The organism is Psychrobacillus sp. FSL H8-0483, from assembly GCF_038637725.1.
Taxonomy (GTDB): Bacteria; Bacillota; Bacilli; order Bacillales_A; family Planococcaceae; genus Psychrobacillus.
In genome coordinates this window covers 2439460-2460686 of record NZ_CP152052.1, presented here as the reverse complement: position 1 = coordinate 2460686, position 21227 = coordinate 2439460, and the positions used below count along the sequence as shown (strand labels likewise).

Here is a 21227-nt window from a genome sequence, read left to right as displayed (position 1 = left end):
TCGTGGTGCTTTAGTCAAGTAGAGCAACGTCTTTTAAGACGTTGCTCCTTTTACATTTAAAAGTACTTCAGATAATACTCTTTTCTTAATCTTCCGCTTAGCTGAGCATAAATCTGGGTGGTTTCACTTTTCCCATGCCCCATAAGACTTTGTAAGACTTCAATAGGGGCACCATTATTCAGCAAATGAGTCGCGTATCTGTGTCTAAGTTGGTGTGGGTGAATCTCTTTATTAATTTCAGCACGATTGGAGATCCGCTTGATGATGTACCACATTTAGGCGACACTCATTTGGTGTGGCTGTCTTGTTGTTACAAAAATTGCTGAATTATGGTCATTACGGCTTTCCATATAGCGTTTAAGCCATACATCGCAACGTGTATTAAAATAAACTACCCTTTCCTTGTCGCCTTTTCCTCTAACGATCGCAGATTAATTGGACTAATTAATATGGTTCTTTTCCAACTTAACTATTTCTCCAATTCGACAACCAGTAGAAAACATGAATTCAAAAATCGCTTCTTCCATGGGGGAATGACAGGATTCACGAAGGTGTTCAATCTCCCTTTCGGTTAAATACTTAGGTATCCGCTTCCCTACTTTGGGTTCTTAATTTTGGAAGTTGGATTCTTACTCAGGTATCCTTCTTCATGAGAACAACGAAAAAATGATTTCATAAAGCGGATACGATGCGCAAGACTGGCTGGTTTTAAATGCTCGCCGGATATTGCAAGATATTCCTTCAGTTGATTTGTATCCAGCAATTCCATCTCTACATCCTTAAAATAACCAATTAATAGAAAAGACTGTAACTGGTAGGCCTTCAACGTTTGCGGCGAAAAGCCCTCTATTCGTTTATCGGCTTCAAATGAAGACCATGCTTTTGACAGTAACAATTCCATTCCCCCTAAAATAGTAGTATTAAAGGGATTATTGCCAACTTAATAGAATTATAGACATAGGATGTGTTTTTACTTACGGGACAGAATACTGTTAAGAACAGAGGGGGGAAGTAATGAGAAAGTTATTTATTGGTATAGCAATAATAACAATACTTTTAACTGTGTTTCTAATATATAATCACAAACAACTCCCCACTAAAGATGGTGTATTTAAAATTACAGAAAACTGGTCTCCAGCAACAGAGGAAGTCTACTTAGTGAGAAAAATAGATGGGGAATGGTTAACTATTTTTAGAAATACTCATTCAATTATGCTTGGTCGATTAGAGCAAAACTGGTTAGGATTTTGGGTGTTAAAAGATGATAATGAAGTTGAAGGTACATTAGCTTCAACTTACCATCCACCTGTACAAGAAGACGAATTTACTTGGGGTGTGTCACTTGCAGGAGAGGGAAAACCATCATATTATTTTGGGCAGATTATTAATCCTGAAATTAAGAAAATAGAAATAGAAACACAGAAAAACTTTTTTGAAAGTGCTTTATTAATTATTTCAGGTCAAACTCGTTTTTTCTATTTAAAATTAGATGGAGAAGTAGTAATGCCTATAAACATTAATGGATATTCTGAAACTGGAAAGTTAATTTATTCTACAATTAAACCAATTAAAGAGGATTAATGTAATAAAAAGTTATTCAAATAAAGGTTGCTTTAGTTCAAGATCATGGGGTTGCTTTGGCAACTCTTTTTTCTTATTGAACTAACGAAGCAGTTTAGTTGAAGAAGGAATTATTCAACTTAGCAAAGAATGTTATTTACATTGGAGGGGAAATGAATATGAACGATTTATTTACAATAGACTGCGGTGAAATACTACTAAGAGAATTTAGAGTGGAAGATGTAGATGCTATTTATGAACTGACTTCACAACCCGAAGTTTATGAGTTTTTGCCAGATTGGCGTTCGACTAGAGAACAAAGATTAGATTGGGTTACAAATTATGAGATACCGGATAATAAAGAGTTTTTAGCTAATGTTCCAAGCATAGGCGAAGGATGGCTGAAGTTGGGAATTGTTTTAAAAGAAACTGATGAATTTATTGGTTTCTGTAATACGGGTATTAAAGAGGAATTAAGTGGACCAAATCGAGAAGTTGCTTACTCTATTTCTAAGCATTATAGAAATAAGGGGTACACAACACAAGCAGTAAAAGGATTAGTAAATTACCTATTTGAAAACACCGATGTTGAACAATTGAATGCTGTGGTTCTTCCGCGCAATATAGCTTCAAATAAAGTAATAGCAAAATGTGGCTTTCATCATAGAGGGAATGTTGAGATAGAAGACCAACTACATTATCATTACACTCTTGCAAAAAAAAAATTGATGAATTAAGTACTTCAACTAACGAGGTGCTTTAGTAAAACAAGACCATCAAAAATGATGGTCTTGTTTTATGTACAATGTGAAATGTTATACTTCAACTAACGATGCAGTTTAGTTCAATAAGCCAAATTGATTTTGAAAATTTCTAACGGGAAATTTGTTTAATATTGGAACTTCTATTAATTTCAAACGTATTTAAGTAAAGCAGCAGGTTAGTTAAAGAGTGTTGTTTAACTTGTGTCCAACAATCGGGCATTTTGTGTAGGAAAATCGTGTGGGCAGAAAAGGTGATGGCATGAGTTTAACTCAAGTTATATATATAGCGCTTATATGGGCAATTCCTATTCTGGGTGCTTGGCATTCCTTCAGAAAAATGGGGGAAGAGAAACAGATAGAGCTTATAAAAGAGATTAGACATCCTTTATCTATTTTAGGTATTATACCTAGTTTTATTGGTTTGCTAGTTTTTCTTACAGGTTCTGTTTTAGCATCTGGAATAAAAGTCTTACGCCATTTGGGAATTGGTTTAATGCTCATTGGTTGGTTTGTAACTTGGGTGGTAGGTTTGCTAAAAGGAGAGGAAAATGCCTTTAAGAGTATTGCTATGATCTTAATAGGTGTCTCCGGACTAATTGCTTATATCTATCTATTTTAAACAAACGGAGTGCTTTACTTCAAGAAGGATTTTCATTTTCCATTACTTTTTAGAAAGGTGGAGATAATAATGAAAAATGATTTAAGGGATGTTGAGCTAGACATAATTAATACAGATCTTCCATTAGTTGATACTTTGTATTTAACTAGTGCATACACACTGGTTCACTCAATTAATTTTCACTCTTTAAATAAGGAGGAGAGAGTGAAAATACAATTTATTTCCGTCAATTCATTATATCAAGGTAATCTTTGTTTCTTTGTAGATGGGGAAAATGTTGGGGAGGTATATATTTCAAAAGGAATAACACAGTTACCCCTTCAGTTAGAAATAAAACAACAGTTATCATCGTATTTTCATCCTCATTTTAAAGAGGATCATAATAAGCCGAGAACTGGGATTCAAATTAAAACCGTAGATTCATTATAAAGATTATGAAGAATCCGTCAATCAACTGGAAAAATAAACCAAGAGATTCGCACTACTCGTAATTCAACAAGTGTGCTTTACTTCAAGGAGGAGTAAAGCATTTTTTACTTATTGTACTAAAGGGCAGGTCAGTTCAATAAAACAAGGGGGATAAATATGATTATTAGTAACAGAAGGAATAATACACAAAGTAATTTGGTGTATACAGTTTTACTTCTGCTAACAGGCTATGGGGTGAGTTATTTTAATAGTCAGTTGTTTAACGGATTTGGCACAATTGTTTGGTTGCTTATTTTTATTTTGATATCGTTAAGTTTTAATTCAGTTAGAAGTTTGATGGTCCCTTTATTAAATTTCAAGCCACTTAAAAGCCCTATGACTTACCTATATATGTTTGTGGGAATCTTTATTCCCTACCTAATGTTAAAGTTAAGCATTCATTACGAAATTTTAATGGACCGAAGTCTCATCGTTTATTATAAAAATGGTTTGGTTGAGGGTTTAAAACAATATCCTTTAATAGTTGCTGTGATTTTCGCTCCAATTTGGGAGGAACTTTTTTTTAGAGGAGTACTATTATTTGCTCTATTAAAAATAGTGAAGCCAATATGGGCTGTTGTAATTACTTCAGTAATTTTTTCTCTGTTCCATCCTGCCTACTTATTCCTATCACTTATTGCGGGGGTTGTTCTTGCTTGTATTACTATAAAAACTAAATCGGTCGTTCCGTCAACAGTCACTCATTCTATTTGGAACTTGTATACTGGAAAGCTGTTTCTATTTTTGTAATCAAACATAATTTTTCTTATTGAACTAACGAGGTGCTTTAGTGAAATATGATGGAGGTGCTTAGGTAGCTCTATTTTCTTATTTCACTAACGAAGCAGGGTAGTTCAATAAGAAAATGGTATAATTTATAAAAAATTGGAAATTTGGAGGAGCTAGATGAATTCAACGAAACCAGCAGGATTTGGTATAAGGTTTTTAGCAAGTATTATAGATTTTTTAATTATTTCGTCAATACTTGGAATCATATATTATATCATTAACGGTAATTACTCTATTGAATGGACAAACGAATTTACTTTTCGATTTTTTTATACTTTGTACTTGACTATTATCCCTATTCTATGGGGCGGATACATAATCGGTAAGAGAATTTGCAAGATAAAAATAAAACGTTTTAAAGATGATAAAAACGTAACATTACTCAATATGGTTATGAGAGAAGTGGTTGGTAACTATATCGTTGTTTTAGCTACCTTTGGAGTATCAGTATTGGTTAGTGGACTTATGGTTATATTTCGAAAAGACAAGAGAGGCATTCATGATTTCATTGGTGGGACCTATGTTAGTAGAGAATAAATATTTCTTCAACTACCATGAAAATTAGTTTCTTCAAGAAAAGAAAAATGACAATACTTAAGAAGATCCCTACTTAATCGTTAAAAAAAGAGGAGAGCATAAATAAGTCTATGGATTACGGTTACTATTAGTAATTTTCATTCTCTGTGGTGCAGCACAGATTTTGTGTTGCATGGATGGCTAACGAGTGCTTTAGTTAAAAATTCGCGTTCCGAAATAATCAATTATCAATATAAAATTACTGCGTATTTTAAAGTTAAAACCATAACATTACGAAAATCATTGGGTTACTAACGATAATGTAAAAACCTTAAAGTACGATTGGATGGGTTACCAACTATAATGTCACTGGACATATCTTCATCTGGTACTACTTGTTCATTTCTATAGAGGAGAAAGTAGTATCAGATACAAAAAGAGTGACCCCGAGGGATCACTCTTTTTGTGCTGTCATAGCTGCTCGGAGGAGAAGAAAGGAAGTTTCAAATCCTATCGCACCTGTTATCCGAGATTTTATAGAATGTTAATTGTTGAATGTTGAACGTTACAATTTAAGAGCGTTGATGGTTAACCTTTTAGATCTGAGGGTTAAGTTTTGATCTTTTTACCATTTATTACCATTAAGGTTAATTTGAGTGCAGGGTTTGACCCAGACCCAGCGTACGGGGAAACTTTCTTCTTTTTCGCTAGAACAGCAAGTCATTTGATTAGTTAACAGAAATAAAAGTACGCGCATTGATTTCGCTTAAAGCGACATCAACATCGTCTTCGAAAGTCTCAATATCTAGAGACATTTTTGTCGCAACTTCTTTTACACTGATCGGGTCAATCAGTTTGGTTTCTTCAGATTCCCAAAACAGTTTTTTATAGCCTTCCACAGCGGTTAAGTCCGTTTTTCCATCTTTAGAAATCATGTTATTTAGTTGAGTGTCTAGTCTATCTTGAGCTAGTTCATTATTTTGTTCAACTCGTACTTGAGATCGACCATAATCACTGTTCATTTTTCCTAGAAGTGTCTTTTCAATTTCAATAAAATTCTTACGCTCAATAGCGTCTGCAACTGTCATTTTTACTCCTGAAACCTCTACAAATGTTTTCGCATTAGATTCTACAATCGCTTTTTTGATTTGTTTTCGACGAGAAATTAAATCTTGTATGGATTGTAGGCCTTCTTTTGCTTTATTTTCGAACTCATCGACTGTTTTGAAGCCAGGAATATTTTCTTTTGGCTTTTTTGATGCGGCAAAAGTAGTTTCATTAATTTTCTTTAAAATGCGTGCATCCAATGTCTTTAATTCACGTAAAGCTCTTGTAATGGAGATATCCATCCATACTTCACTCCTATTCGTCCATTTATTGTAAATTTAGTCTATAGTAGTTTACGAATCTATTCAAGTAATCCTACTATTTTTCGGAATAAAATGTGTGGGAGGGGCCAATAATTAGATAAAAGGCGCATTCATTGTATCTAATCCTGAGTTCCTTTAATATGATTTTTATATTCTAAAATACGAGGAGTAATAAAATGAAAGCACTAATCTTTGAAGCGTTTGGTGGACCTGAAGTGTTGCAATACAAAGAAATTCCTGATCCTGCAATGAATGAAAATGAAGTATTAGTGAGAATGAAGGCAATCGGAGTAAATTTTGCGGATATTTATAGACGAAGGGGGAATTATCATCTAGCTGGGAACCCACCTTACATTTTGGGTTATGAAGGCTCAGGTGTAGTGGAACAAGTAGGTGTTGGTACAACAAACATAAAAGTTGGAGATCGTATTGCTTTTGCAGATGTTCCGTTTGCAAATGCTGAATTAGTCACAGTTCCTATGGAAAAAATTATCCCCTTACCAAATGACATTTCCTTTGAAACAGCATCGGCTGTTCTATTGCAAGGTTTAACAGCACAGTACTTAACAAGAGACAGTTATGAAATAATAGCTGGAGATACAATTCTAGTCCATGCCGCAGCAGGTGGTGTTGGTCAAAACCTGGTTCAAATCGGTAACTATTAGGAGGGACGGTCATTGGTCTTACCTCGTCTTTAGAAAAGTCCGAAGCTGCATACGACGCAGGAGCAGATTTTGTATTTTTATACACTGATTCTTGGGTGGAAAAAGTAAAAGAAGTAACAAGTGGTCAAGGCGTAGATGTCGTATATGAATCAGTAGGTTCTACTTTAACAGAAAGTTTTGAAGCGACGAAAATAGGCGGTACAGTTGTATTTTATGGAATGGCTGGAGGAGACCCTACACCGGTCGATCCACGGATGCTGATGGATACTTCTAAAACTTTAACAGGTGGAGACCTATGGAATGTTTTGACTTCATTCGAGGAAAGAAAAATTCGTTCCCAACAATTATTTGACTGGATTTCGGAGGGAAAAATAAAAGTGAAAAAATCAACTATTTTTTTGCTAGAGGAAGGCTCTAAAGCACACATTTTACTGGAAAGTCGAAAAAGCGTAGGGAAAATTTTATTGAAACCATAAAAATAAAGGGGTGATCTAATGAAAAAGGCAGTATTTTTGGATCGTGATGGTGTAATAAATGAAGTGCTAACGGATAGAGTTAAATTTGTGAATAAACCCCATGAGCTATACTTTTTACCAGGTGTATCAGAAGCAATAAAAAAATTGAACCATTTCTTTGATTTCATATTTGTCGTAACCAATCAAGGTGGAGTGGGATTGGGATTTATGAAGGAATCTCAGCTCCAAAATATACATGACCATATGATTGCTGAACTAAAGAAGGAAGGGGCAATAATCCATGATGTGGCTTATTGTCCGCATAAGCCAAAAGAAGGGTGTGCCTGTCGTAAGCCAAACAGCAAATTAATAGTCGATCTTAGTAAAAAGTATGATATCGATCTATCCCAATCCTATATGGTGGGAGATACCGATACAGACATTATTGCAGGGAAGAAGGCAGGAACAAGAGGGGTATTCTTGGGTAAGAGTGATCCACTTGCAGATGCCGTTTTCCCTGACCTAATTAGTGCTGCAGATTGGATTATAGAGGATGCAACTGCGAAGTAGAACGTGCCTTTGGTATGCTCTTTATCGGAAATAATTTGTTAATAACTTACTTCTCTGATGAGGGGGATATTAAAAATATCTCCCTCATTAGTTTCGTAAATTTCATAACAAGAAAACAGATATCTTTTTCCAACTAAGAAAAAGCCTAGCTATGTATATTTTAGCTAGGCTTTTCTATTAGGCTCAATAATTTCCACTTGAATAAGGTTTAATTGTGTGTATACTATAAAGTAATTATATAAATTAAATGTTTTCTAGGGTTCCGCAACAAGTTGTTGGTCTGGTCCGAGAGAAAACTCACAGCTATGCTGTGTCACGGAAGGATAAAAGCCTGGGAGAAACTGTTTAACAGTTATCTCTTAGGCTTTTTTGTTTTTTTGGTAATAATAAAATCGGAGGTGTTTGTTTAAATGAATACAAACTGGATTAAAGTATTTGTTGCTGCTTTCTTTGAAGTTTTTTGGGTTATTGGGTTAAAACACGCTGATGACTTTTGGACATGGACTGGAACTGTTATTTCTATCATCATCAGCTTTTATGTAATGATTATGGCAGGTCGAAAACTTCCCGTGGGTACTGTATATGCAGTTTTTGTTGGATTAGGTACTGCAGGAACTGTCTTATCTGAAATTCTATTCTTTGGTGAACCATTTAAAATGGAAAAAGCACTCTTGATTTTACTTTTATTAGCAGGAGTAATTGGCTTGAAATTAGTTACAAAGGACAATGTTCAGAAAGGTGATGAATCCTAATGGCATGGATTTCTTTAATCTTAGCAGGTTTTTGTGAGATGTTTGGTGTTGCTATGATAAATAAATTGCATAAAGACCGAAATTGGCAATCATTACTTCTATTAATTCTAGGATTTGGAGCAAGTTTTCTATTTCTTGCTTATTCAATGAAAACACTTCCTATGGGTACGGCTTATGCAATTTGGACAGGAATTGGTGCGTCTGGTGGAGCAATTTTAGGCATGGTTTTATTTGGTGAATCAAAAGACTGGAGAAGACTTGTTTTTATAGGCATGGTTTTAGGTGCTGCTATAGGTCTAAAACTCGTCTCATAAAAGTGTTTTAGATTGTAGTATAAAGAAGATAATCTGTTTTTATTAAGCAAATTATCTTCTTTATTTTTTTATTCTTGTTCAACAAAATGGCCCGATTGCTGAACTAGCAGGAATTATCGCCTTTTTTGTCGAACTTATTGAACTAACATGAAAAACGTAAATTTCTTGCATATTCTGTATATAGTAAAGAAGCACATTAGTGATTTAAAAATAACAGTCAAAAGAATGTTAGGAGGTTTTTTATATGTCTGTTTCACTTCAAGAAGTATTTGAAAACGAGAAAACAATATTACGTAACTTATATTCCTATTATCTTCATGATCTTTCTAAGTTTACACCAAACCTTACTATCAATGAAAATGGATTCTTTGATTATGAGGATCTAAACTCATTTTGGACAAATGAGGGTATTTCTCCTTACTTCATCAAATTTGATGGGAACATCATTGGATTTATCCTTCTTTTGGAAAGGCCATTTTTAAAAAAAGAGAATGATTTTGGAATTAATGACATCTTTATTCTAAATCAGTTCAAAGGTAAGAGCTTCGGAATACAGGCAGTAAAAGCGTTATTTGAAAGCAAAAAAGGAAAATACTTTGTTATTGAACTTGTTCATAACCTCCCTGCAGTATCCTTTTGGAGAAAGGTATACAAAGAATTTCAAATTGATTATAAAGAAGAAAATCAATTAATTGATGACGAACCTTGCGTAGTCCAAACATTCGAAATCTAAGCTATTTTCATAGATTTTGATAGTTCGTCCGCGGAAAGCGGGCGGGTTTTTGGGAGGTAACAAACTCACCGTTTAACAGTGCAATTAATAAACCAAATGAAATAGGACACTGAACAGATAGCCCGTTAGGGTAAATGCTACAACTGACCTCATCGGAACAACTCGAATATGATGCAGAATAAATTCTTTTACACTTGTAAACGCGATTAAGCTGATGGATACACCAATCAGAACACCTTGTCCCCTTGTAGTGAGGTGGACAAGATGTCCAAGCCAAATGAATCCACTAAAGCAAACGGATAAGCCAATAAAACAAAGAAATAATCCCCATAGTTTTTCTCCTTGCGAGAGAAATGCCGAAGTAAGTGCAAATCCTTCCGGGAGATGGTGAAGAATTGTAGAGGTCGTAATCGTACCAGTGAAAGACGCATCCGGAGTCAAATTTCCAATGGTCAGACTTAATGGAATGGTATGTATAAACAAGCCAATAAGGAGCAAGTAAATAGTGGGTTTATTTTGGCTAGTAGAATGGAGTAATTGGTACATAATCCGAAAAAGGATGTATCCGATTAGACCACCAATTATTAACGCTGGTAATTCATACATGTTGAAAGCAGTTGGAATAATATCTACTGCAAGAAGTCCCACTAAAAATCCACCGCATAAAAGTGCCAAGCCTACATTGGAATGCTTAAAAAATTTAGATACTAACAAGGCAAATCCTCCACCAACACTAACACTAATAAATAGAAATCCCCCAAGGATTATTGCGCTCAATTTCATCATTCTCCATCCTAAAAAAGTAATTATCCTATCTCAAAATATATGCTCATCGATTTCAGGTATGAGCGTATCATGACAAATGCACTTTCTTCCATCCACACACTCATGTAAAATGAAATTTGTACGAATGATTTTACGAGGGGGTAGCGGAAGCGTTCATATGACTATACAAGACATGAAGCAAACGGTATTTAAAGAAGCAAGTCTTGCAGAATGGGAGCAAGCTGCGATTAAATCCTTAAAAGGAAAATCGCTTGCATCACTTTCGACGAAAACGTTAGAGGATATCATTTTGAAACCGCTTTATTCTTTAGCGGATGTAGCGGATATTCCTGCAAATCAAACTAATACAATTCGCCAAGCCAAACAATTTTCCGAATGGTTAGTGGCACAAACAGTTACTGGTCATTCATGTGAAGAGATTTTGGCAGACATGAAAGATTCACTGGCTAAGGGGAATAATGTCATTCATTATGCAGTGGAAAAAGACCATAAATGGAATAGTTCTCAGATAGAAGAGTTAAAATCTCTTTTTATAAATAATCAAGTATTACTGGACGTATCCAATAATCCTTCCTTTTTACATAACTTTCACGACATAAAAGGAAATATAAAAGGAGCAGGTGAAACAGATTTTACTAATGCACGCACGTATTTTCTAGACGGATCCAGCATTCATCAAACAGGTGGAGACGCTGTAAGTGAACTTGTCAGTGTGCTAGTTCAAGCGGATATACTTGCTCGCAAATCCAACATGGATCAACTTGTAAAAAAAGCATTTGTACAATTTTCGGTAGATAGTAATTTCTTTATGGAAATTGCGAAAATCCGTGCATTCCGCGTGTTATGGAAAGCATTTGGCGAAGCACATGGACAGTCTGATGTAGCCTCGATCCCTGTACATGCGGAAACTTCTTTACGATCATTTTCTGTACTTGATTCGAATGTGAATATTCTTCGCGCAGGAAACAGTGCACTTGCAGCCGTTTTAGGGGGGGCAGACAGTGTGACGACATATCCTCACGATGTTTTAACAGGAGCGACTTCTACTTCTAAGCGTATCGCTCGAAATATGCAACTTGTGTTAAAAGAAGAAACACATATCCAACGTGTGATCGACTCAGCTGGTGGCTCGTATTATTTAGAAACATTAACAAAAGAGCTTGTGGAAAAAGCATGGGCATTGTTTTTAGAAGTAATGAAAGAAGAAACGCTTAAAGCAAGAGTCGTTAAACTTCAGGAACGTGTGGATGCTAAATGGGAGCAACAACTAGAGGCACTTTCTAAACGGAAGAAGTCTTTAATTGGTATAAATAATTATGCAAATCCAGAAGATTCTTTAACATTTGAAATCATTCCTACCAATTATAAACGACTGGCGGAGCCATTCGAGCAATTGCGTAAAGCCTTTCAAGTGTTTCCTTTACAAACAGCCATTATCCCTTATGGCGTTTTAAAAGAATATAAAGCGCGATTAGATTTTGTTAGTGGTTACTTAATCGCACTAGGGATTTCACTTAAAGTAGCACCTGAAAACTTAAAGCCGTTCGATCTACAAAAGTGGCTCGACGAACAGGGGATTGATTATGTTGTATTTGTTGGGAATGACGAGCAAACAGCTGGTCTTGTTCCTGCTATATTAAATGAACAATTATCTGTTCCAATGGATGTTGCTGGAAAGTTTGAAGAATACGAAGATTGGCTAGATGCTGGACTTTCTGGACGTATATATGCAGGTCAATCAATAATTGAAAAAGGAAATGAACTGCTAGCCCTTGCGAAAAAGGAGGATTCTCATGACAACGCCTAATTACGCTAATGTATCCATCCATAAGCTATTGGAGAAAACGATGGACCATGATCCAATAGAAACTTCCTCTTTTTTGACGAATGAAGGTATTGAGTTAAAAAAAATGTATGTTGAATCTAATAGAGCTAGCTTGAAGCATTTAAATGATCTTCCAGGTATTGCTCCAAATACACGTGGACCATATCCAACGATGTATGTCGCAAAGCCATGGACAGTACGTCAATATGCCGGGTTCTCTACTGCAGAGGAAAGTAACGCTTTCTATAGAAGAAATTTAGCAATGGGTCAAAAAGGCCTGTCAGTTGCTTTTGACTTAGCAACTCACCGTGGATATGACTCTGACCATGAACGTGTAACTGGGGATGTAGGTAAAGCAGGTGTGGCGATTGACTCTGTCGAAGATATGAAGATTTTATTTGACGGAATACCGTTAGATCAAATGTCTGTTTCGATGACGATGAACGGTGCAGTGCTTCCAATACTAGCATTTTATATCGTAACAGCAGAAGAGCAAGGAGTAACTCCGGAGCAACTTGCAGGGACGATTCAAAATGATATTTTAAAAGAGTATATGGTTCGCAACACTTATATTTACACACCGGAAATGTCGATGAAAATTATTGCCGATATTTTTGCGTATACGGCAAACTATATGCCGAAATTCAACTCTATCTCGATTTCGGGCTATCATATGCAAGAGGCTGGAGCGACCGCGGATATTGAGCTTGCGTATACATTGGCAGATGGATTGGAATATGTGCGTACTGGAATCAAAGCAGGAATTGAAATTGATTCATTCGCTCCAAGGCTTTCATTCTTCTGGGCAATCGGCATGAACTATTTTATGGAAGTAGCGAAAATGCGTGCGGCACGTAGAATTTGGGCACAGATGATGCAAAGCTTTGATCCGAAAAACCCTAAATCACTTGCACTTCGTACGCACTCACAAACATCTGGCTGGAGTTTAACGGAGCAAGACCCATTTAACAATGTAACGAGAACATTAGTGGAAGCTAATGCAGCTGCCATGGGACATACCCAGTCACTTCATACGAATGCACTGGACGAAGCAATCGCACTTCCAACTGATTTCTCTGCTCGAATTGCACGTAACACGCAATTATTTTTACAAGAAGAAACGAATATGACGAAAGTGATTGATCCATGGGGTGGTTCGTATTACGTGGAAACACTGACGAACGAGTTGATGGAGAAGGCTTGGGCATTAATAGAGGAAATTGAAGAACTTGGTGGCATGGCAAAAGCAATTGAAACTGGTCTGCCGAAGATGAAGATTGAAGAAGCCGCAGCAAAAAAACAAGCACAAATCGACTCTTCGAAAGAGATCATTATCGGTGTCAATAAATACCGACTAGAACAAGAAGACGCGATTGATATTTTAAATATCGACAATACAGTTGTTCGCCAAAAACAAATGGAGCGACTAGCACAAGTAAAAGCTAATCGCGACGAAATAGCAGTCCGAGAAGCACTTGCGGCCCTAACGGAAGCTGCAAAAACAGGTAATGATAATCTCCTAGCTTTGGCAGTGGATGCTGCGAGAAAACGTGCAACGATCGGAGAAATTTCCGATGCTATTGAAGTAGTAGCAGGAAGACATAAGGCGGTGATTCGTTCCGTGAGTGGAGTATATAGCGCAAACTTTAATGACGCGGAGGAGATCGAAGCTGTGAAACAAATGGCAGAGGATTTCCGAGGAAATGAAGGTCGACGTCCACGCATTTTAATTGCCAAGATGGGTCAAGATGGGCATGATCGTGGTGCGAAGGTGATTGCAACCGCATTTGCAGATTTAGGCTTTGACGTGGATATTAGTCCTTTATTCCAAACACCTGCTGAAACTGCGCAACAAGCAGTAGAAAATGATGTGCATGTAGTTGGAGTTAGCTCCCTTGCTGCTGGACATATGACACTTGTTCCTGCATTAAGAGAAGCATTAGCAAAACTCGGTCGGGAGGATATATTGATCGTTGTTGGGGGAGTTATTCCGGCACAGGATTATGCTTTCTTACGTGAAAATGGAGCATCAGCGATTTTTGGGCCAGGTACAGTTATTCCAGTTGCCGCACAAAAAGTAATTGAAGAAATTTATAAGCGATTGGGTTATGAGGAAGTGGAAGGCTAATGGCTGAAACGGATAAAACAAACCAATCTTCGATGCATGTCATGGGTGGTATAAAGTCGCAGCATGATGGAATGGGAAGGGCTTCTGTCAAAAAGTTTTCTAGAAAGAAGCCACTTGTTATAGATGAGGAAGCTTATATCCGAGACATCCGAAATGGCTCAAGACTCCATTTAGCAAAAGCGATCACGTTTATTGAAAGTACAGTAAACGAGCAGCAAACGATTGGACAAATGTTGTTAAAACAACTCCTCCCTGTCACGGGAAATAGTATTCGTATTGGCATTACAGGTGTACCTGGTGCTGGGAAAAGTACGTTTATCGAAGCGTTTGGGAAGATGTTATGCGACAAAGGTTATAAAGTAGCAGTACTCGCCATCGATCCAAGTTCGTCGTTAACAGGAGGTAGTATTCTTGGCGATAAAACGCGGATGGAGGAGCTAGCGAAGAATCCAAGTGCGTTTATCAGACCTTCTCCAACTGCTGGAACACTGGGTGGCGTCCATAAAAAATCTCGGGAGACAATGCTATTATGTGAAGCAGCTGGATACGATGTAATTTTAGTGGAAACGGTCGGTGTTGGGCAAAGTGAGACAATTGTTCGAGGAATGGTTGATTTCTTTTTACTTCTCGCATTAACTGGCGCGGGAGATGAATTACAAGGAATGAAAAAAGGTATCATGGAGCTTGCGGATGCAGTTGTGGTGAATAAAGCAGATGGAGCCAATGAAAAACTAGCGAAAAAGACGGTAGCTGAGTTTAAGCAAATCTTGCACTTTCTTGCGCCTTCCTCGCCAAATTGGACAACCCCTGCACTAGCCGTATCTTCACTCTATAAAATAGGTTTAGATACAGTGTGGGAAACCACTTTACAATTCCAGCAAATTATGATGGAACAGCAAACTTGGCAAAATAGGAGAAAAGAACAAACCGTCGATTGGTTTAAAACGATGATTGTCGATCGTTTGTATGATGACTTTTTTTCTTCTGTGGAAAAAAAACAAATGATGACTGAACTTGAACAATTAGTGCGAAAGGAAAAAATAACGGTTTCGCAAGCAGTGGAAGAGTTATTTTTCTCGAATTCTAAAGAATAATCTGCTAAGATAAAACTAGTTTTAAAAAGGAGTGTTGAATAATGAATATGGATTTCAATTTATTAATGAATGATATGTTAATACAAGCTCGTGGAGAAGTGGAAGCAAGCGGTTATGAACAATTAACTACACCAGAAGATGTAGATGCTGCATTTGCTCGCCCTGGTACTACGTTAGTTTTAGTGAACTCTATTTGTGGATGTGCTGGAGGCATCGCTCGTCCTGCAGCTGCAAATGCTGTACATTACGATAAACGACCAGATCATTTAGTAACTGTGTTCGCTGGTCAAGATAAATTAGCGACACAACAAGCACGTAATTTCTTTGGGGATGATCACTTACCATCTTCACCTTCTTTTGTTTTATTAAAAGACGGACAACTAGTAGCGGAAATAGGTCGTCACGAAATCGAAGGTCACGCACCAACTTCTGTTATCACGCATCTTCAAGGATTATTCGAAGAGTACTGCGAAGAAATATAAGAAAAGAAAAAACAGCGGAAGCATTTGTATGCTACCGCTGTTTTTTATACTTTCTTATAAAATAAAGCTCAACCCGAATAATAATGTAGACATTACCATTACAATAATCATTAAATAGACGACAATTTTACGAAATGTTTGATTGCGCATGAAATTCTCTCCTTTAGCTTGTACTTTTATTTTAACAAAAACGAAAAAATGCACAAGAGGTAGCGATTTTTTTTCGAAATATGTACAATAGAGTAGTGAATAATCAAACAATAAGGGGTGTGTGACAATGGAAAAGGTCGATCATATTGGCATTGCAGTGAAAAGTATTGAAGATTCCCTCCCATATTACACAGAAACGTTAGGATTAAAACTTATACATATTGAGGAAGTTCCTTCTGAAAAAGTACGAGTTGCATTCATCGATAGTGGAAATGTAAAGCTGGAGTTACTTCAGCCAACCGATGAATCAAGTGCGGTCTATTCTTTCATTGAGAAAAGAGGAGAAGGTATCCATCATGTTGCCTTCGGGGTAACAAATATTCAAGAGCGTTTAAATGAACTAAAGGAAAAAGGGGTTCGACTCATTCAAGAAACACCTAAGATTGGTGCTGGAGGAGCACAAGTAGCATTTATTCATCCAAAAGCATCTGGTGGCGTTTTATATGAATTATGTGATAAATCAGGGGGAGCGAAGTAAACAAATGGATATTTATGAGAAAATTAATGATTTATACGATCGTAAACGAAAAATCGAATTAGGTGGCGGAGACGCTCGTATTGAAAAGCAGCATGAAAAAGGAAAACTCACTGCTCGTGAACGGATCGAACTACTCGTAGATAAAGGCACATTTGTTGAATTAAACCCATTTATCCAGCATCGTACAGTAGATTTTGGCATGGACAAGCAAGAAGGACCAGGTGACGGGGTTGTGACTGGTTACGGAAAAGTAAATGGAAGACCCATTTATTTGTTTTCCCAAGACTTTACGGTATTTGGTGGAGCACTTGGCGAAATGCATGCACTGAAAATATCCAATGTGATGGATTTAGCTGCTAAAAATGGAGCGCCTTTCATCGGGTTAAATGATTCAGGTGGAGCTCGTATTCAAGAAGGTGTTGTCTCACTTGATGGATATGGACAAATCTTTTACCGAAATGCTATCTATTCCGGTGTCATTCCGCAAATTTCGGTTATTTTAGGGCCTTGTGCTGGTGGAGCTGTTTATTCTCCGGCTATTACTGATTTTGTTTTCATGACAGATGACACGAGTCAAATGTTTATTACGGGACCAAAAGTAATTGAAACAGTAACAGGGGAAAAAATTTCTTCGGAAGACTTAGGTGGTTCAAAAGTACATAATACGATAAGTGGAAACGCCCATTTCCGTGGAAAAACAGAAGAGGAAGTTTTAGCAAATGTACGGCTTCTTCTTAGTTATTTACCACAAAACTTTGAAGAAAAAGCTCCAATGACAGAAGTACCAGATGGCGCGGACGATCGCCCAGATTTAGGGGATATCGTACCGTTTGAAGCAATCCGTCCGTATGATATTCGCAAAGTAATTGAACAAGTAGTGGATAGCGGTTCTTTCTTGGAAGTACACAAGGAATTTGCGAAAAATATTGTAGTTGGTTTAGCACGTATAAAAGGCGAAGTTGTTGGTCTAGTATGTAATCAACCGAAATTTATGGCTGGAGGACTTGATATTGACTCTTCCGATAAAGCAGCACGCTTCATCCGATTCTGTGATGCCTTTAATATTCCTATCATTACGTTTGAGGATGTAACTGGATTCTTCCCAGGTATTAAGCAGGAGCATGGCGGTATTATTCGTCACGGGGCGAAGATCCTATATGCCTATTCAGAAGCAACTGTGCCAAAAATGACAGTCATTTTACGTAAAGCGTATGGTGGGGCATACGTTGCGCTAAACTCTAAATCGATCGGTGCAGATGTTGTATTCGCATGGCCGAATGCAGAAATTGCGGTAATGGGTCCTCAAGGAGCAGCAAATATTATTTTTGCACGTGAAATTGCAGGTAGTGACAATCCAGAAAAAATGCGTGATGAGAAAATTGAAGAATATCGTGAAAAGTTTGCCAACCCTTATGTAGCGGCATCGATGGGAATGGTAGACGATGTAATCGATCCTCGTGAAACACGTATTAAGCTTATTCAAGCATTAGAAATGATGCGCAATAAAAAAGAAACAAGACCAAAGAAAAAACATGGAAATATTCCATTATAAAAGGAGTCTTTACACAAGATGAATCGATTAATAGAAGAATTTTTTGAATTAGTAAAAATAGATTCGGAAACAAAGCATGAGCAATTAATTGCGCCGATTCTAATGGATAAATTGGAGCAAATGGGCTTCTCTGTTATGCAGGATGATTCTGCAGAAAGAACGGGTCACGGTGCAGGTAATTTAATTGCAACGCTTAAAGGTACGAAAGCTGATACGGATACCATTTATTTCACAACTCATATGGATACAGTAGTGCCAGGTAAAGGGATTCAACCTATTTTGAAAGAGGACGGTTATATTTATTCGGATGGAACAACGATCTTAGGAGCAGACGATAAAGCGGGAATTGCTGCTTTATTTGAAGCAATTCGCCGTTTAAAAGAGCAGTCGATTGCCCATGGAGACATCCAAGTGATCATTACAGCTGGGGAAGAAAGTGGTTTAGTCGGTGCAAAAGAAATGGATCCTGCTCTAGTAACAGCTAAATATGGATATGCCATTGATAGTGATGGTCCAGTTGGCGGTATTGTCACTGCAGCTCCCTTCCAAGCAAAGCTTTGGACAACGATTACAGGGAAAACGGCACATGCAGGTGTAGCTCCTGAAAAAGGTATTTCAGCTATCACACTTGCTTCTAAAGCAATTTCGGCGATGAAATTAGGTCGTATCGACTCGGAAACAACGGCAAATATTGGCCGTTTTGAAGGTGGACAAGCGACAAATATCGTTTGTGATGAAGTGCATATATTAGCAGAAGCTCGTTCGATCAATCAAGATAAATTAGATGCCCAAGTGGCACATATGGTCGCAACGTTTGCAGAAACAGCCGAAAAATTCGGAGGAAAAGCAATAACGGAAACACAATTGATGTATCCTGGCTTCCGATTTGAAGTAGACCACCAAGTAGTACAAGTTGCGAAACGCGCAGTTGAAAGTATTGGAAGAACTGCCGATATAAAAACTAGTGGTGGAGGTAGCGATGCAAATGTCATTGCTGGGTTTGGTATTCCAACCGTTATTTTATCAGTAGGCTATGAGGAAATTCATACAACAAATGAACGTATGCCTGTTGTAGAGTTAGAAAAGCTTGCAGATTTACTTGTGGAAATTGTGAAAGTAGCTGCAGAGTAACCCGTATAGGAGGTGCCGTTATTGACTAGTGAAAAAGTAGTTGTATTTCAATGTGGAAACGAAGACTACGCAGTTCCAATCGAGCATGTCGTGTCTATTGAAAAATTAGATCAAGTGAATCCGATTCCTCATTTGCCAAACTATTTAATCGGTCTAATGAAAATTCGAGGGGAGCTTGTTCCGATTATTGACTTCGAACAAATCCTGTATAATCGCAGTGGTTTAGACAATGAGCTTGCACGCGTTGTTACGTTGCATACACAAGATATGTCCATTGGTATTCTTGTAAAAGAAGCAAAAGAGATTCTCGATATCGCCTCGGAAGATTTAAAGCAAATTGGGTTAATGAACTATTCCAAAACACAATACTTCACGGGTGTTGCGAATTTAGAGAATCGCATGATTACCATTGTGGATCCTTCTATTTTAGTTCGTTCATTGGAAGGAATTAAGGATATTCAGTCGTACTTAGAAAATGCTAAAAAAGAAGCTTTAGAAGCAACAAAGCAATAGCTCTGCATAGCGTTCAGCGCAGGAATTATTTCAACAAGAAAAGGGGCTGTCTCTAAAGTCATATAGTGACTGAGAGATTGTCCCTTTTCCAATGTATCGATTTCCGTTCCAGACGGACGCTTTCCGCGGGCATGGCTTCTGTCTCCTCGTCGCTTTTGCTCCTGCGGGGCCTTCAGATCATGCTATTCCCGCTGGAGTCGCCGTCTTTCACTACAATCAATTGCCTACAAAAAATAGTAGTTTTAATAAAAAGTAGGTGTAGAAAATGGCTCATTTTTCTACACCTGCTTCAATTTATGAGCTTATCGGACAGCCACTTTTCAGTGTGTAGGGTAAGCTTAATAAGGAGAACTTTTGAAGGAGGCAGCATCAATCGGGATGAGGTAGTGAATAAGCGGTTATCTCTTTTATTGAAAGAATACGGTCAAGAGGTCTATGTAGCCCTATTGGATAAACAATACCGAAGTTATTTGGAAGAGGGACATCAGCTTGTGGAAGGGGCCATTAAATTAATTGCCGACCTCCAACACAAATATGACTTGTATATTATAACGAATGGTGTCTCCAAAACCGCTTTGCTCGCATTCCTAATTTTTCTGTAGAAAGTGCATTGATTATAGATGATTCCCTAAGTGCGGATATAAGCGATGGTTTGCTTGCAGGTATCGATACATGCTGGTATAATCCGAAAATGAAAATGAATGATACTCAAATGGTTCCGACCTATCAAATACATAGACTAGATGAACTCTATCAAATGTTAAGTGATTAAGTGCTTTCATATTATTGAAATGGAAAGATGGGATGTATAAATTGGAACCATTCATACACGGTTTTTTATTAGCTTTTGGGCTTATTCTACCTTTAGGTGTGCAAAACGTCTTTGTATTCTCACAAGGAGCACAGCAAAAAAGTCTTGTACGTGCGCTGCCAGCAACAATTATGGCCTCCCTTTCCGATACATTCCTCATTTTACTTGCAGTTCTTGGTATATCAGTTATTGTAAGTGAGGTAGAACAATTGAGAATGCTATTAATGAGTGCTGGTGTATTATTTCTTCTTTATATGAGTTTCACCATGTGGAAAGCAAAACCAGAATTGCATGGGAATACGGAAGGCTTATCGATCAAGAAGCAAATCATTTTTGCTCTTTCCGTCTCTCTACTGAACCCACATGCCATTTTAGATACAATTGGTGTCATTGGTACAAGTGCGTTAAGTTATGCGGGTACAGAAAAAGTCATTTTTACTGTAACCTGTATTTTCGTATCATGGTGTTGGTTTATCGGACTAACAGTAGCTGGTAGTATATTCAAACGATTGGATGGGTCAGGGAAAATGTTGGGCATTATCAATAAATGCTCAGCCATCTTTATCTTTTTGACTGCATGTTGGTTAATACGTGACCTTGTTTCTTAAGTTAGTTAATATTTAATAGAATGATAGTTCGTTT

At 37.3% G+C, this 21227-nt stretch carries 22 protein-coding genes, 3 pseudogenes and 1 riboswitch; of the genes and pseudogenes, 21 read left to right on the top strand and 4 right to left on the bottom strand.

From position 1 onward, the window contains the following. Window positions 1–56 precede the first annotated feature (56 nt). A pseudogene (locus MHB48_RS11720) lies at window positions 57–895 on the bottom strand (tyrosine-type recombinase/integrase). A gap of 119 nt (window positions 896–1014) precedes the next feature. Between MHB48_RS11720 and MHB48_RS11715 the strand changes: the two are divergent. From MHB48_RS11715 to MHB48_RS11690, 6 genes are all read left to right on the top strand, one after another. Continuing rightward, window positions 1015–1581: a hypothetical protein gene (locus MHB48_RS11715; RefSeq protein ID WP_342598250.1), complete on the top strand. Its 567-nt coding sequence runs from the start codon at window positions 1015–1017 to the stop codon at window positions 1579–1581. A 158-nt stretch (window positions 1582–1739) separates the two neighbouring features. Then, entirely contained in the window at window positions 1740–2297 is a 558-nt protein-coding gene (locus MHB48_RS11710) for a GNAT family N-acetyltransferase (protein ID WP_342598249.1), read from the top strand. Window positions 2298–2562: 265 nt separating this feature from the next. Further along, complete coding sequence (locus tag MHB48_RS11705) at window positions 2563–2943, top strand: hypothetical protein (RefSeq protein WP_342598248.1); 381 nt, start codon at window positions 2563–2565, stop codon at window positions 2941–2943. Window positions 2944–3012: 69 nt separating this feature from the next. Further along, window positions 3013–3372: a hypothetical protein gene (locus MHB48_RS11700; RefSeq protein WP_342598247.1), complete on the top strand. Its 360-nt coding sequence runs from the start codon at window positions 3013–3015 to the stop codon at window positions 3370–3372. A 156-nt stretch (window positions 3373–3528) separates the two neighbouring features. Further along, complete coding sequence (locus tag MHB48_RS11695) at window positions 3529–4161, top strand: type II CAAX endopeptidase family protein (RefSeq protein ID WP_342598246.1); 633 nt, start codon at window positions 3529–3531, stop codon at window positions 4159–4161. 156 nt (window positions 4162–4317) lie between these two features. After that, the gene (locus tag MHB48_RS11690; protein WP_342598245.1) at window positions 4318–4737 is read left to right on the top strand and encodes an RDD family protein; all 420 of its coding nucleotides are present in this window, start codon (window positions 4318–4320) and stop codon (window positions 4735–4737) included. Between the two features lie 707 nt (window positions 4738–5444). On the opposite strand, the gene MHB48_RS11685 is transcribed toward MHB48_RS11690, so the two are convergent. Continuing rightward, entirely contained in the window at window positions 5445–6065 is a 621-nt protein-coding gene (locus MHB48_RS11685) for a hypothetical protein (RefSeq protein WP_342598244.1), read from the bottom strand. Window positions 6066–6262: 197 nt separating this feature from the next. Between MHB48_RS11685 and MHB48_RS11680 the strand changes: the two are divergent. The 5 genes and pseudogenes from MHB48_RS11680 (at window position 6263) to MHB48_RS11660 (ending at window position 9575) form a co-directional block, all read left to right on the top strand. Then, window positions 6263–7227 (top strand): annotated as a pseudogene (locus MHB48_RS11680) (quinone oxidoreductase). An 18-nt stretch (window positions 7228–7245) separates the two neighbouring features. Further along, the gene (locus MHB48_RS11675; RefSeq protein ID WP_342598243.1) at window positions 7246–7776 is read left to right on the top strand and encodes an HAD family hydrolase; all 531 of its coding nucleotides are present in this window, start codon (window positions 7246–7248) and stop codon (window positions 7774–7776) included. Window positions 7777–8019: 243 nt separating this feature from the next. Beyond that, a riboswitch (guanidine-I (ykkC/yxkD leader) is annotated at window positions 8020–8116 on the top strand. 70 nt (window positions 8117–8186) lie between these two features. Next, window positions 8187–8528: a multidrug efflux SMR transporter gene (locus MHB48_RS11670; RefSeq protein WP_342598242.1), complete on the top strand. Its 342-nt coding sequence runs from the start codon at window positions 8187–8189 to the stop codon at window positions 8526–8528. Then, window positions 8528–8842, top strand: a complete 315-nt coding sequence (locus MHB48_RS11665; protein ID WP_342598241.1) for a multidrug efflux SMR transporter — start codon at window positions 8528–8530, stop codon at window positions 8840–8842. Before MHB48_RS11670 ends, MHB48_RS11665 begins: the two co-directional genes overlap by 1 nt. A 244-nt stretch (window positions 8843–9086) precedes the next feature. Continuing rightward, window positions 9087–9575, top strand: coding sequence for a GNAT family N-acetyltransferase (locus MHB48_RS11660; protein WP_342598240.1), 489 nt, complete (start codon window positions 9087–9089; stop codon window positions 9573–9575). Window positions 9576–9659: 84 nt separating this feature from the next. Here the strand turns inward: MHB48_RS11660 and MHB48_RS11655 are convergent, their stop codons facing one another. Continuing rightward, window positions 9660–10358, bottom strand: coding sequence for a zinc transporter family protein (locus MHB48_RS11655; RefSeq protein WP_342601366.1), 699 nt, complete (start codon window positions 10356–10358; stop codon window positions 9660–9662). A 160-nt stretch (window positions 10359–10518) separates the two neighbouring features. On the opposite strand from MHB48_RS11655, the gene MHB48_RS11650 reads away from it, so the two are divergent. From MHB48_RS11650 to MHB48_RS11635, 4 genes are read left to right on the top strand one after another with little or no spacing between them, the layout of a single operon-like run. Next, window positions 10519–12168 (top strand): methylmalonyl-CoA mutase family protein, encoded by a 1650-nt coding sequence (locus MHB48_RS11650; protein WP_342598239.1) that lies wholly within the window; start codon window positions 10519–10521, stop codon window positions 12166–12168. Next, window positions 12155–14314: a methylmalonyl-CoA mutase gene (scpA, locus tag MHB48_RS11645; RefSeq protein ID WP_342598238.1), complete on the top strand. Its 2160-nt coding sequence runs from the start codon at window positions 12155–12157 to the stop codon at window positions 14312–14314. The genes MHB48_RS11650 and scpA overlap by 14 nt, the downstream gene beginning before the upstream one ends. After that, window positions 14314–15408: a methylmalonyl Co-A mutase-associated GTPase MeaB gene (gene meaB / locus MHB48_RS11640; protein ID WP_342598237.1), complete on the top strand. Its 1095-nt coding sequence runs from the start codon at window positions 14314–14316 to the stop codon at window positions 15406–15408. Before scpA ends, meaB begins: the two co-directional genes overlap by 1 nt. 41 nt (window positions 15409–15449) lie before the next feature. Next, window positions 15450–15890 carry a BrxA/BrxB family bacilliredoxin gene (locus MHB48_RS11635; protein ID WP_342598236.1) on the top strand — a complete coding sequence of 147 codons (441 nt, stop codon included), beginning with the start codon at window positions 15450–15452 and terminating at the stop codon, window positions 15888–15890. Between the two features lie 54 nt (window positions 15891–15944). Here MHB48_RS11635 and prli42 read toward each other — a convergent pair whose 3' ends face one another. Next, window positions 15945–16040, bottom strand: a complete 96-nt coding sequence (gene prli42 / locus MHB48_RS11630) for a stressosome-associated protein Prli42 (protein ID WP_340921466.1) — start codon at window positions 16038–16040, stop codon at window positions 15945–15947. Window positions 16041–16167: 127 nt separating this feature from the next. Here prli42 and mce point away from each other — a divergent pair, with 127 nt between their 5' ends. From mce to MHB48_RS11600, 6 genes and pseudogenes are all read left to right on the top strand, one after another. Further along, window positions 16168–16578 carry a methylmalonyl-CoA epimerase gene (mce, locus tag MHB48_RS11625; protein ID WP_342598235.1) on the top strand — a complete coding sequence of 137 codons (411 nt, stop codon included), beginning with the start codon at window positions 16168–16170 and terminating at the stop codon, window positions 16576–16578. A 4-nt stretch (window positions 16579–16582) separates the two neighbouring features. Beyond that, a complete protein-coding gene (locus MHB48_RS11620; protein WP_342601365.1) occupies window positions 16583–18130 on the top strand; it encodes a carboxyl transferase domain-containing protein in 1548 nt (515 codons plus the stop codon). Window positions 18131–18148: 18 nt separating this feature from the next. Continuing rightward, window positions 18149–19261 (top strand): M20/M25/M40 family metallo-hydrolase, encoded by a 1113-nt coding sequence (locus tag MHB48_RS11615; RefSeq protein WP_342598234.1) that lies wholly within the window; start codon window positions 18149–18151, stop codon window positions 19259–19261. 21 nt (window positions 19262–19282) lie between these two features. Then, window positions 19283–19774, top strand: a complete 492-nt coding sequence (locus MHB48_RS11610) for a chemotaxis protein CheW (protein WP_340921459.1) — start codon at window positions 19283–19285, stop codon at window positions 19772–19774. Between the two features lie 347 nt (window positions 19775–20121). Further along, window positions 20122–20546, top strand: a pseudogene (locus MHB48_RS11605) (HAD family hydrolase); the annotation flags it as partial. A gap of 41 nt (window positions 20547–20587) precedes the next feature. After that, complete coding sequence (locus tag MHB48_RS11600; protein ID WP_342598233.1) at window positions 20588–21193, top strand: LysE family transporter; 606 nt, start codon at window positions 20588–20590, stop codon at window positions 21191–21193. Window positions 21194–21227: the final 34 nt, after the last annotated feature.

Coding starts and splice junctions, on each gene's coding strand:
- MHB48_RS11715 (WP_342598250.1), top strand. CDS start 1,015: ATGAGAAAGTTATTTATTGGTATAGCAATAATAACAATACTTTTAACT.
- MHB48_RS11710 (WP_342598249.1), top strand. CDS start 1,740: ATGAACGATTTATTTACAATAGACTGCGGTGAAATACTACTAAGAGAA.
- MHB48_RS11700 (WP_342598247.1), top strand. CDS start 3,013: ATGAAAAATGATTTAAGGGATGTTGAGCTAGACATAATTAATACAGAT.
- MHB48_RS11695 (WP_342598246.1), top strand. CDS start 3,529: ATGATTATTAGTAACAGAAGGAATAATACACAAAGTAATTTGGTGTAT.
- MHB48_RS11690 (WP_342598245.1), top strand. CDS start 4,318: ATGAATTCAACGAAACCAGCAGGATTTGGTATAAGGTTTTTAGCAAGT.
- MHB48_RS11685 (WP_342598244.1), bottom strand. CDS start 6,065: ATGGATATCTCCATTACAAGAGCTTTACGTGAATTAAAGACATTGGAT.
- MHB48_RS11675 (WP_342598243.1), top strand. CDS start 7,246: ATGAAAAAGGCAGTATTTTTGGATCGTGATGGTGTAATAAATGAAGTG.
- MHB48_RS11670 (WP_342598242.1), top strand. CDS start 8,187: ATGAATACAAACTGGATTAAAGTATTTGTTGCTGCTTTCTTTGAAGTT.
- MHB48_RS11665 (WP_342598241.1), top strand. CDS start 8,528: ATGGCATGGATTTCTTTAATCTTAGCAGGTTTTTGTGAGATGTTTGGT.
- MHB48_RS11660 (WP_342598240.1), top strand. CDS start 9,087: ATGTCTGTTTCACTTCAAGAAGTATTTGAAAACGAGAAAACAATATTA.
- MHB48_RS11655 (WP_342601366.1), bottom strand. CDS start 10,358: ATGAAATTGAGCGCAATAATCCTTGGGGGATTTCTATTTATTAGTGTT.
- MHB48_RS11650 (WP_342598239.1), top strand. CDS start 10,519: ATGACTATACAAGACATGAAGCAAACGGTATTTAAAGAAGCAAGTCTT.
- scpA (WP_342598238.1), top strand. CDS start 12,155: ATGACAACGCCTAATTACGCTAATGTATCCATCCATAAGCTATTGGAG.
- meaB (WP_342598237.1), top strand. CDS start 14,314: ATGGCTGAAACGGATAAAACAAACCAATCTTCGATGCATGTCATGGGT.
- MHB48_RS11635 (WP_342598236.1), top strand. CDS start 15,450: ATGAATATGGATTTCAATTTATTAATGAATGATATGTTAATACAAGCT.
- prli42 (WP_340921466.1), bottom strand. CDS start 16,040: ATGCGCAATCAAACATTTCGTAAAATTGTCGTCTATTTAATGATTATT.
- mce (WP_342598235.1), top strand. CDS start 16,168: ATGGAAAAGGTCGATCATATTGGCATTGCAGTGAAAAGTATTGAAGAT.
- MHB48_RS11620 (WP_342601365.1), top strand. CDS start 16,583: ATGGATATTTATGAGAAAATTAATGATTTATACGATCGTAAACGAAAA.
- MHB48_RS11615 (WP_342598234.1), top strand. CDS start 18,149: ATGAATCGATTAATAGAAGAATTTTTTGAATTAGTAAAAATAGATTCG.